The following is a 10,219-nucleotide window of genomic DNA, read 5'->3' on the forward strand; positions in this document are numbered from 1 at the left end:
GCCAGCGATTGGGTGGCCTATTCAACATCCCTTTTGCTGAAAGACCGCTATCGCTGGCAAGCCAGCTCCCACAGGTTTTGTGGTGTGTCAGCGGGAGTGAGGGTGGCTGCACTGGTCTCATCGCGAGCAGGCTCACTCCTACATTTTGATTCTTGGTGTATCAGATAAAAAACCGGCGGGGTCTTGGGGACCGCCGCCGGGGAGGTAACTTAGATGCCGAAGCGGTCGCGCAGCGAGTAATACACGGCGCCGAGGGCGGTCAACGGGGCGGAGAAGGTGCGCCCGCCGAGCATCGGCATGTGCGGCAGCGAGGCGAAGGCGTCGAAGCGTTCGGCGTCGCCGCGGATCATTTCCGAGATCAGTTTGCCGGCCAGGTGCGAACAGGTGACGCCGTGACCGCTGTAGCCTTGCATGTAGTAGGCGTTTTTCTCGATGCGGCCGAATTGCGGCATGCGTGACATGGTCAGCAGGAAGTTGCCGGTCCAGCGGTAGTCGATTTTCACGTCCTTGAGCTGCGGGAAGGTCTTGAGGATCTTCGGCCGGATCAGGGTTTCGATGTCGTCCGGTTCACGGGCGCCGTAGACCACGCCGCCGCCATACAGCAAACGGTTGTCAGCAGTGAGACGGTAGTAATCCAGCAGGTAATTGCAGTCTTCGACGCAGTAGTTGTTGGTGATCAGGCTGCGCGCCTGCTTTTCGGTCAACGGTTCGGTGACGCAGATCTGCGAGCCGCACGGCATGCTCTTGGCGGTCACGCGGTTGTCCAGACCCTGCGGCAGGTAGGCGTTGCCGGCGATCAGCAGGTACTTGGCGCGGACCTGGCCTTTGGCGGTGCGCACGACGTTAGGCTCGCCGTACTTGATTTCCACGGCGGCCGATTGCTCGTAGATCTTGCCGCCCAGACGCACGATGGCCGCGGCTTCACCGAGGGCCAGGTTCAGCGGATGCACGTGGCCGCCCTGCATGTCCAGCAGGCCGCCAACGTAGGCGTCAGAGCCGACTTCGCGACGAATGTCGGCAGCGTCGAGCATCTTCAGGTTTTTGTTGCCGTAACGTTCCCAGCTGCGCTTCTGCTCGGCCAGACCGTTGAGTTGTTTCTTGTTCATCGCTGCGAAAATGCCGCCCGGGCGATAGTCGCATTTGATGTCGTAGTCCTTGATCCGCGAACGGATGATGTCGGCGCCTTCGAAGATCATGCTGCCGAGGATTTCTGCGGTCTTGTCACCGTAGCGCTCTTCGATCACATCGACGTCGCGACTGTAGGAGTTGACCAGTTGCCCGCCATTGCGGCCACTGGCGCCGTAGCCGACTTTCGCTGCTTCGAGCACCGTCACTTTGTAGCCGGCCTCGGTGAGGAACAGGGCCGAGGACAGGCCGGTGTAACCGGCGCCGATGATGCAGACGTCGCACTCGACCGACTCTTCAAGGGTCGGAAAGTCGATGACTTCGTTGCGGGTGGCGGCGTAGTAGCTGTTGACGTGTTGTTGCTTCATTTTATTGTTCTCCGAGGGTCGCTCATCAGGAGCGACCACCGCTGTAGAAAATCAGAGCTTGATCCAGGTCGCTTTCAGCTCGGTGTACTTGTCAAACGCGTGCAGCGATTTGTCGCGACCGTTGCCCGACTGTTTGAAGCCACCGAACGGCGCGGTCATGTCGCCGCCGTCGTACTGGTTGACCCACACGCTGCCGGCGCGCAGGCCACGGGCGAAGGTGTGCGCTTTGCTCAGGTTGCTGGTCCACACGCCGGCGGCGAGGCCGAAGATGCTGTCGTTGGCGATCTGCAGCGCTTCTTCAACGGTGTCGAAGGTGATCAGCGACAGCACCGGGCCAAAGATTTCTTCCTTGGCGATGGTCATGGCGTTGGTCACGCCGTCGAAAATCGTCGGCTCGATGTAAGTGCCGCCGGTTTCTTCGAGGGTGCGCTGGCCGCCGGCAATCAGCTCGGCGCCCTGCTCGCGGCCGAGGCTGATGTAGCGCAGCACGTTATCCAGTTGACGCTGATCGACCACGGCGCCGACGGTGGTGGCCGGGTCAAGCGCATGCCCCGGTTTCCACGCTTGCAGCGCTTCCACCAGCAGCGGAATGAATTGCTCGCGGATCGAACGTTCGACCAGCAGACGCGAACCGGCGGTGCACACTTCGCCCTGGTTGAAAGCAATGGCACCGGCCGCAGCCTGGGCGGCTGCGCGCAAGTCCGGGGCGTCGGCAAACACCACGTTCGGGCTCTTGCCACCGGCTTCGAGCCAGACGCGTTTCATGTTGCTCTGGCCGGCATAAATCATCAGTTGTTTGGCAATCGCCGTGGAGCCAGTGAAGGCCAGCACGTCGACGTCCATGTGCAGCGCCAGCGCCTTGCCGACAGTGTGGCCGAAGCCCGGCAGGACGTTGAACACACCTTTCGGAATGCCCGCGTCCAGCGCGAGCTGGGCGATGCGGATGGCGGTCAGCGGCGACTTTTCAGAAGGCTTGAGGATGAACGAGTTACCCGCCGCCAGCGCCGGGGCGAATTTCCAGCTGGCCATGATCAATGGGAAGTTCCACGGCACGATGGCCGCGACTACGCCGGCTGGCTCGCGGGTCACCAGGCCAAGTTGATCGTGCGGGGTGGCGGCGACTTCGTCGTAGATCTTGTCGATGGCTTCGGCGCTCCAGCGGATCGCGTTGGCGGTCGCCGGAATGTCGATGCTCATCGAGTCGCTGATCGGTTTGCCCATGTCGAGGGTTTCCAGCAGCGCCACTTCTTCCTGGTGTTGCAGGATCAGATCGGCGAAGCGGATCAGGATGCGTTTGCGCTCGGCCGGGGCCTTGTTGGCCCACACGCCGGAATTGAACGACTGGCGTGCGACCTCGACGGCGAGGTTGGCGTCGGCTTCATCGGTGCTGGCCACGGAGGCGAGGAAACGGCCGTCGACGGGGCTCAGGCATTCGAAGGTGGCACCGCTGATCGCCGGGCGATATTCGCCGTTGATGAAGGCGCGGGATTCGAGGGTCAGGGACTGGAAGCGTTGTTCCCAGTCGTTGCGGGTCATGGTCATGGGGGTGACTCACACAGGAGAATTGGTGACCGATATCCCTGTGGGAGCGAGCTTGCTCGCGAATACGGTGGGTCAGTCACCTTCAATGTTGAAGGTGATGGCCTCTTCGCGGGCAAGCCCGCTCCCACAGGGTTTTGCGGTGTTAACGGGATCGCGCTTGAGCGTCAGACCGTATGCAGATACCAGTTGTACTCAAGGTCGGAGATCGAGTTCTCGAACTCGGCCAGCTCGCTTTCCTTGCACGCGACGAACACGTCGATGTACATCGGGTCGATGTAGCGGGCCATGACTTCGCTGTCGTCCAGCTCGCGCAATGCATCGCGCAGGTTGTTCGGCAGGCTCTGTTCGTTCTGCTCGTAGCTGTTGCCTTCAACCGGTGCGCCCGGCTCGATCTGATTAGTCAGGCCGTGGTGAATGCCTGCCAGTACCGAAGCCATCAGCAGGTACGGGTTGGCGTCGGCACCGGCCACGCGATGCTCGATGCGCACGGCGTCGGCCGAACCGGTCGGCACACGTACCGCGACGGTGCGGTTGTCGATGCCCCAGCTCGGCGAGTTCGGCACGTAGAACTGCGCGCCGAAGCGGCGGTACGAGTTGACGTTCGGGCAGAGGAACGCCATTTGCGCAGGCAGGGTCTCGAGCACACCGCCGATCGCGTGGCGCAGCGCGGCGTTCTGCTCGGGATCCTCGCTGGCGAAGATGTTGTTGCCTTCTTTGTCCAGGATCGAAATGTGTACGTGCAGACCGTTGCCCGCCTGGCCCGGATACGGCTTGGCCATGAAGGTGGTGTCCATCTCGTGGTCATAGGCGATGTTTTTCACCAGACGCTTGAGCAGCACCGCGTAATCGCAAGCCTTGATCGGGTCGGAGACGTGATGCAGGTTGACTTCGAACTGCGCCGGGGCGCTTTCCTTGACGATCGCGTCAGCCGGGATGCCCTGCTCTTTCGCGCCTTCGAGGATGTCTTGCAGGCAGTCGACGTACTCGTCGAGATCGTCGATCAGGTAGACCTGAGTCGATACCGGACGCTTGCCGGAGACCGGTGAACGCGGCGACTGCGGACGGCCGTTCACGTTGTCCTGGTCGATCAGGTAGAACTCCAGTTCGAACGCGGCGCAGATGGTCAGGCCCAGATCGTCGAACTTGCGCACTACGTTGGCCAACACTTCACGCGGGTCGGCGAAGAACGGCTCGCCTTCCAGTTCGTGCATGGTCATCAACAGTTGTGCGGTCGGGCGCTTCTGCCACGGCTCGATGCTCAGGGTGCCGGGGATCGGGTAGCAAATGCGGTCGGCGTCACCGATGTCCAGGCCCAGACCGGTGCTTTCCACGGTGGAGCCATTGATGTCGAGGGCGAAGAGCGAGGCCGGCAGGTTGATGCCTTTCTCGTAAACCTTGTGAAGACTGGTGCGCTCGATGCGCTTGCCGCGCACCACACCGTTCATGTCTGCAATCAGAAGGTCGACGTACAAAACCTCAGGATGTTTCTTAAGGAATGCGTTTGCTTCGTTGAGTTGAACGGCACGCAGAGGGACCGACATGATGCACCTATTTAGCTGTTAATTATTATGTTCACTGCTGTTTCGCCGAGCCAGTCAATCCGAAAGACAAAGTGAAGTCAATAGCGAACACCCAGCCGTTCAGCGTTTATTTTTCGGGATTTTTTTAACACTCACGTGCCAATGCAGGCGCCGCAAGGCCTGGAATCATGAAGATTGGATGAACGGCGTTTAGAATTTTTTACATGGCAGTTGTTAATTAAAATCAACGAGGCTAAGCTCCGGAAAAGCTCGTTCAAGTGTCAAACTTCGAGGTGAATAAAAATGGCATTCAAGCCATTGATCGGCGTTACTGCGTGCGTCAAACAGATTGGCCTGCACCCCTATCACATCAGCGGCGACAAATACGTTCGCGCTGTCAGCGTTGCGGCGCTGGGGTTGCCCGTCGTCATTCCTTCCCTTGGCAAACTGACTGAAATCGAAGACCTGCTGGGTCAACTCGACGGTCTGCTGCTGACCGGCTCACCCTCGAACGTGGAGCCCTTCCACTATCAAGGCCCGGACAGCGCCCCCGGCACGGATCACGATCCGGCGCGGGACGCCACCACCCTTCCTTTATTGCGTGCAGCCATTGCGGCGGGCGTTCCGGTACTCGGCATCTGCCGTGGCTTCCAGGAAATGAACGTGGCTTTCGGCGGCAGCCTGCACCAGAAGGTGCATGAGTTGCCGGGCATGCTCGATCACCGCGAAGCCGACAGCCCGGACGTGGCCGTGCAATACGCACCGGCGCATGCCGTGAGCGTGCTGGCCGGTGGTGTGTTCGAGGCGCTCGAGTTGCCGGGCGAATTTCAGGTCAACTCGATTCACAGTCAGGGCATCGACCGCCTCGCGCCCGGCCTGCGTGCCGAAGCGGTGGCGCCGGATGGCCTGATCGAGGCGATCTCGGTCGAGCACAGTCCGACTTTCGCCCTCGGCGTGCAATGGCACCCGGAATGGCAGGTGCTGGACAACCCGAACTACCTGAAGATTTTCCAGGCGTTCGGTGAGGCTTGCCGGCAACGGGCGACGCGGCGCAGCCAGCGCTGACACCACCCAGGATTTCAAAACTGTTTACTGCCCCCACGGGGTCGGCGGTTGCGCGTGTGCGCATCCGTCATCCGTGAAAACAACACACCGTAATAACAACAAGTACGACCCAGGCAGCCAGGACGGCGGCGCCGACCAGGTCAGGGTAACCCGCAGCCAATGCGACCTCCTGTAGGAGCTGCCGAAGGCTGCGATTCTTTTTGATTTTTGTTTTTTCAGAATCAGGATCAAAAAGATCGCAGCCTTCGGCAGCTCCTACAGAGGCCATGTGTGGCGAGGACAGTTTTCCCTGGCTTGCAATCCACTTAAGCCCGGCCACGTTGGCCGAGCGAACGAAACCTGTTGGGAGTTTCACATGGCAAACGCCTCCAGCACTTACCGGAAGGCACTTGAAGGCCACCAGCAACCGAAAAAGGTTCTGGTGAAAGTCGATCGTGTCACCAAGAAGTTCGACGAAACCACGGCCGTGGACGATGTGTCCCTGGAGATCCATCAGGGGGAAATCTTCGCCCTGCTCGGTGGCTCCGGTTCGGGCAAATCGACCCTGCTGCGCATGCTCGCCGGTTTCGAGCGCCCGACTGAAGGGCGGATTCTGCTCGACGGTGTAGACATCACTGACATGCCGCCCTACGAGCGGCCGATCAACATGATGTTCCAGTCCTACGCGCTGTTCCCGCACATGACCGTGGCACAGAACATTGCCTTCGGCCTCAAGCAGGACCGTTTGCCGGCCAGCGAAATCGACGCCCGCGTCGAAGAGATGCTGCGCCTGGTGCACATGACCCAATACGCCAAACGCAAAACCCCATCAGTTGTCCGGCGGTCAACGCCAGCGCGTTGCCCTCGCCCGCTCTTTGGCGAAACGTCCGAAGCTGTTGCTGCTCGACGAACCGATGGGCGCACTGGATAAAAAACTGCGCTCGCAGATGCAGCTGGAACTGGTGGAAATCATCGAGCGCGTCGGCGTGACCTGCGTGATGGTGACCCACGACCAGGAAGAGGCCATGACCATGGCCGAGCGCATCGCGATCATGCACCTGGGCTGGATCGCCCAGATCGGCAGCCCGGTCGATATCTATGAAGCGCCGGTCAGCCGCATGGTCTGCGAATTCATCGGCAACGTGAACGCCTTCGACGGCACCGTGGTGGAAGACCTTGAAGGTCACGCGATCATCCACAGCCCGGACTTGCAGCAGAAGATCTACGTCGGTCACGGCGTCAGTACCTCGGTGCAGGACAAGTCGATCACCTACGCGATCCGCCCGGAAAAAAATGCTCGTCAGCAACCCTCAAGCCAGAGACCCGCTACAACTGGTCGGAAGGCAAGGTGCATGACATCGCCTACCTCGGCGGCCACTCGGTGTTCTACGTCGAGCTGCCGGGCGGCAAGATCGTCCAGTCGTTCATGGCCAACGCCGAACGTCGTGGCGCGCGTCCGACCTGGGACGACAAGGTCTACGTGTGGTGGGAAGACGACAGCGGCGTGGTGCTGCGCTCATGAGAACCTTCAATCAGCAATGCCTGCGCCTGGTGCCCAGCGGGCGAAAGTTCGTCATCGGCATCCCGTTCATCTGGCTGTTCCTGTTCTTCATGTTGCCGTTTTTCCTGGTGATGAAGATCAGCTTCTCGGAAGCCGCGCTGTCGATCCCGCCGTACTCGGAGATCTACACCTACGCCGAACAGAAATTCCAGCTGATGCTGAACATCGGCAACTACACCATGCTCGGCGAAGACGAGTTGTACCTGTCGGCCTACCTCGGTTCGCTGAAGGTCGCGGCGCTGAGCACGATGATGTGCCTGGTGATCGGTTTCCCGATGGCCTATGCGATCACCAAAGCGAGCAAGGAAGCGCAAAACGTCCTGCTGCTGTTAATCATGATGCCGACCTGGACCGCGATCCTGATCCGCGTTTACGCGTGGATGGGCATCCTCAGCAACAACGGTCTGCTCAACGCGTTTCTGATGTGGACAGGGCTGACCGATCACCCGATCGAGATCCTCAACACCAACACCGCGGTGTATATCGGCGTGGTCTACGCGTATCTGCCATTCATGGTGCTGCCGCTGTACGCCAACCTGGTCAAGCACGATGGCAGCCTGTTGGAAGCCGCGTCGGACCTGGGTTCGAGCAACTTCAACAACTTCTGGAAAATCACCGTGCCGCTGGCCAAGAACGGCATCATCGCCGGTTGCATGCTGGTGTTCATTCCGGTGGTCGGCGAGTTCGTGATTCCGGAACTGCTGGGTGGCCCGGAGACGCTGATGATCGGTCGCGTGCTGTGGCAAGAGTTCTTCAATAACCGCGACTGGCCGGTGGCATCCGCACTGGCAGTGGTGATGCTGTTGATCCTGATTGTGCCGATTCTGCTGTTCAACCGCAGCCAGGCCAAAGAGATGGAGGCACGGGGATGAAACGCTTCGGTTTTTCCAAGTTCATGTTGATCTTCGGCCTGATGTTCATCTATCTGCCGATGCTGATTCTGGTGATCTACTCGTTCAACGCCTCGAAACTGGTGACGGTGTGGGGCGGCTGGTCGGTGAAGTGGTACGTCGGCCTGCTGGACAATACGCAACTGATGGGTTCGGTGGTGCGCTCGCTGGAAATCGCCTGTTACACCGCGATTGCTGCGGTGGCGTTGGGCACCCTCGCCGCCTTCGTCCTGACGCGGGTGACGCGCTTCAAGGGTCGTACGCTGTTCGGCGGTCTGGTGACGGCGCCGCTGGTGATGCCTGAGGTGATCACCGGTCTGTCGCTGTTGCTGCTGTTCGTGGCGATGGCGCAATTGATCGGCTGGCCGCAGGAACGTGGCATCGTCACCATCTGGATCGCTCACACGACGTTTTGTGCAGCCTATGTGGCGGTGGTAGTCTCCGCCCGCCTGCGGGAGCTGGATCTGTCGATTGAAGAAGCCGCGATGGATCTGGGGGCCAAGCCGTTCAAGGTGTTTTTCCTGATCACCATTCCGATGATCGCGCCATCGCTGGCGGCGGGCGGCATGATGTCGTTCGCCCTGTCGCTGGACGATCTGGTGCTGGCGAGCTTCGTTTCCGGGCCGGGTTCGACCACCCTGCCGATGGAAGTGTTCTCGGCGGTGCGTCTGGGCGTGAAGCCTGAGATCAACGCCGTGGCCAGCCTGATTCTGCTGGCGGTGTCGCTGGTGACTTTCCTGGTCTGGTACTTCGGCCGCAAGGCAGAAGCCAGCCGCAAGAAGGCGATTCAGGAAGCGATGGATCAAACGGCGAATGAGGCGTGGCAGCAGCCGCAACGCGCCGCCACCACGGCTTGACCTGTAGGAGCTGCGGCACGCTGCGATCTTTTGACTTTGTTTTTTAAGATCAAAAGATCGCAGCCTCGTTTCACTCGACAGCTCCTACAGAAAGGCGCTTGTCGATCAAGTTTCAGATGTGTGTTTTTGAATAAGAAGAATGGAGTTTCACCGATGAAAATGTTTGGCAGGACTCTGCTGACACTGTCCTTAATGGGCGCAATCGCCACGGGCGTCCAGGCCAACGACAAGGTGCTGCGTGTTTACAACTGGTCCGATTACATCGCGCCGGACACCGTCAAGAAGTTCGAAGACGAGACCGGTATCCAGGTGACCTACGACGTGTTCGACAGCAACGAAACCCTTGAGGCGCGTTTGCTGGCGGGCAAATCCGGCTATGACATCGTCGTGCCGTCCAACAGCTTTCTGGCCAAGCAGATCAAGGCCGGGGTCTATCAGCCGCTCGACAAATCGAAGCTGTCGAACTGGAAGAATCTCAACCCGGTGCTGCTGAAAAACGCCTCCGCCAGTGATCCGGGCAACGCTCACGCGTTCCCGTACATGTGGGGCTCGATCGGCATCGGCTATAGCCCCGACAAGGTCAAGGAAGTGCTCGGCGCCAACGCCCCGACCAACTCCTGGGACCTGCTGTTCAAGCCGGAAAACGCCGAGAAGCTGAAAGCCTGCGGTATCAGCTTCCTCGACTCGCCGACCGAAATGATCCCGACCGCCCTGCACTACCTGGGCTACCCGGTGAACGACAAGGACAAGGCGCACATCCTCGAAGCCGAAGCGCTGTTCATGAAGATCCGCCCGTACGTGGCGTACTTCCATTCCTCGAAGTACATCTCGGACCTGGCCAACGGCAACATCTGCGTGGCGGTCGGTTACTCCGGAGACGTGCTGCAGGCCAAAGCCCGCGCGGTGGAAGCCGGCAACAAGGTGCAGATCGATTACAGCATTCCCAAGGAAGGCGCCGGCAGTTTCTACGACATGGTCGCGATCCCGCGCGATGCCGCCAACGTCGATAACGCCTACCTGTTCATGAACTTCCTGATGCGCCCGGACATCATTGCCGAAATCACCAACAGCAACGGCTACAGCAACGCCAACTCGGCGGCGACGCCACTGGTTGACGAAGCGATCCGCAACGACCCGGGTTCGTACCCGTCGCAGGCGGTAATGGCGACGTTGTACGCGGTGCCGGATCAGCCGATTGCCACGCAGCGGATCATGACCCGCGGCTGGACGCGGGTGAAGCTCGGTAAATAACTGACACCGCCCCCTGTAGGAGCTGCCGCAGGCCTGCGATCTTTTGATCTTGCGTCTAAAA

At 60.1% G+C, this 10,219-nt stretch carries 8 protein-coding genes and 1 pseudogene; 5 read left to right on the forward strand and 4 right to left on the reverse strand.

Annotated features, from left to right (window positions below; all coding sequences use genetic code 11):
• Window positions 1–209 precede the first annotated feature (209 nt).
• From HT737_RS04885 to HT737_RS04895, 3 genes are all read right to left on the reverse strand, one after another.
• A complete protein-coding gene (locus tag HT737_RS04885; RefSeq protein WP_095668897.1) occupies window positions 210–1,493 on the reverse strand; it encodes an FAD-binding oxidoreductase in 1,284 nt (427 codons plus the stop codon).
• Window positions 1,494–1,544: 51 nt separating this feature from the next.
• A complete protein-coding gene (locus HT737_RS04890; protein WP_182401684.1) occupies window positions 1,545–3,035 on the reverse strand; it encodes an aldehyde dehydrogenase in 1,491 nt (496 codons plus the stop codon).
• 164 nt (window positions 3,036–3,199) lie between these two features.
• Window positions 3,200–4,576: a glutamine synthetase family protein gene (locus HT737_RS04895; RefSeq protein ID WP_169429845.1), complete on the reverse strand. Its 1,377-nt coding sequence runs from the start codon at window positions 4,574–4,576 to the stop codon at window positions 3,200–3,202.
• Between the two features lie 282 nt (window positions 4,577–4,858).
• On the opposite strand from HT737_RS04895, the gene HT737_RS04900 reads away from it, so the two are divergent.
• The gene (locus HT737_RS04900) at window positions 4,859–5,620 is read left to right on the forward strand and encodes a gamma-glutamyl-gamma-aminobutyrate hydrolase family protein (RefSeq protein WP_182401686.1); all 762 of its coding nucleotides are present in this window, start codon (window positions 4,859–4,861) and stop codon (window positions 5,618–5,620) included.
• Between the two features lie 67 nt (window positions 5,621–5,687).
• On the opposite strand, the gene HT737_RS04905 is transcribed toward HT737_RS04900, so the two are convergent.
• Entirely contained in the window at window positions 5,688–5,975 is a 288-nt protein-coding gene (locus HT737_RS04905) for a hypothetical protein (RefSeq protein ID WP_182401688.1), read from the reverse strand.
• Between HT737_RS04905 and HT737_RS04910 the strand changes: the two are divergent.
• The 4 genes and pseudogenes from HT737_RS04910 (at window position 5,976) to HT737_RS04925 (ending at window position 10,158) form a co-directional block, all read left to right on the forward strand.
• Window positions 5,976–7,121: pseudogene (locus HT737_RS04910) on the forward strand (ABC transporter ATP-binding protein). It begins immediately after the preceding gene.
• A 29-nt stretch (window positions 7,122–7,150) separates the two neighbouring features.
• Complete coding sequence (locus HT737_RS04915) at window positions 7,151–8,032, forward strand: ABC transporter permease subunit (protein ID WP_371260449.1); 882 nt, start codon at window positions 7,151–7,153, stop codon at window positions 8,030–8,032.
• Window positions 8,029–8,907 (forward strand): ABC transporter permease subunit, encoded by an 879-nt coding sequence (locus tag HT737_RS04920; protein WP_047293492.1) that lies wholly within the window; start codon window positions 8,029–8,031, stop codon window positions 8,905–8,907. Before HT737_RS04915 ends, HT737_RS04920 begins: the two co-directional genes overlap by 4 nt.
• Window positions 8,908–9,060: 153 nt before the next feature.
• Entirely contained in the window at window positions 9,061–10,158 is a 1,098-nt protein-coding gene (locus HT737_RS04925; RefSeq protein ID WP_182401690.1) for a polyamine ABC transporter substrate-binding protein, read from the forward strand.
• The last annotated feature ends 61 nt before the right edge of the window (window positions 10,159–10,219 follow it).

The organism is Pseudomonas sp. MD195_PC81_125 (genome assembly GCF_014060985.1).
Classification (GTDB): domain Bacteria; phylum Pseudomonadota; class Gammaproteobacteria; order Pseudomonadales; family Pseudomonadaceae; genus Aquipseudomonas; species Aquipseudomonas parakoreensis.

Coding starts and splice junctions, on each gene's coding strand:
- HT737_RS04885 (WP_095668897.1), bottom strand. CDS start 1,493: ATGAAGCAACAACACGTCAACAGCTACTACGCCGCCACCCGCAACGAA.
- HT737_RS04890 (WP_182401684.1), bottom strand. CDS start 3,035: ATGACCATGACCCGCAACGACTGGGAACAACGCTTCCAGTCCCTGACC.
- HT737_RS04895 (WP_169429845.1), bottom strand. CDS start 4,576: ATGTCGGTCCCTCTGCGTGCCGTTCAACTCAACGAAGCAAACGCATTC.
- HT737_RS04900 (WP_182401686.1), top strand. CDS start 4,859: ATGGCATTCAAGCCATTGATCGGCGTTACTGCGTGCGTCAAACAGATT.
- HT737_RS04920 (WP_047293492.1), top strand. CDS start 8,029: ATGAAACGCTTCGGTTTTTCCAAGTTCATGTTGATCTTCGGCCTGATG.
- HT737_RS04925 (WP_182401690.1), top strand. CDS start 9,061: ATGAAAATGTTTGGCAGGACTCTGCTGACACTGTCCTTAATGGGCGCA.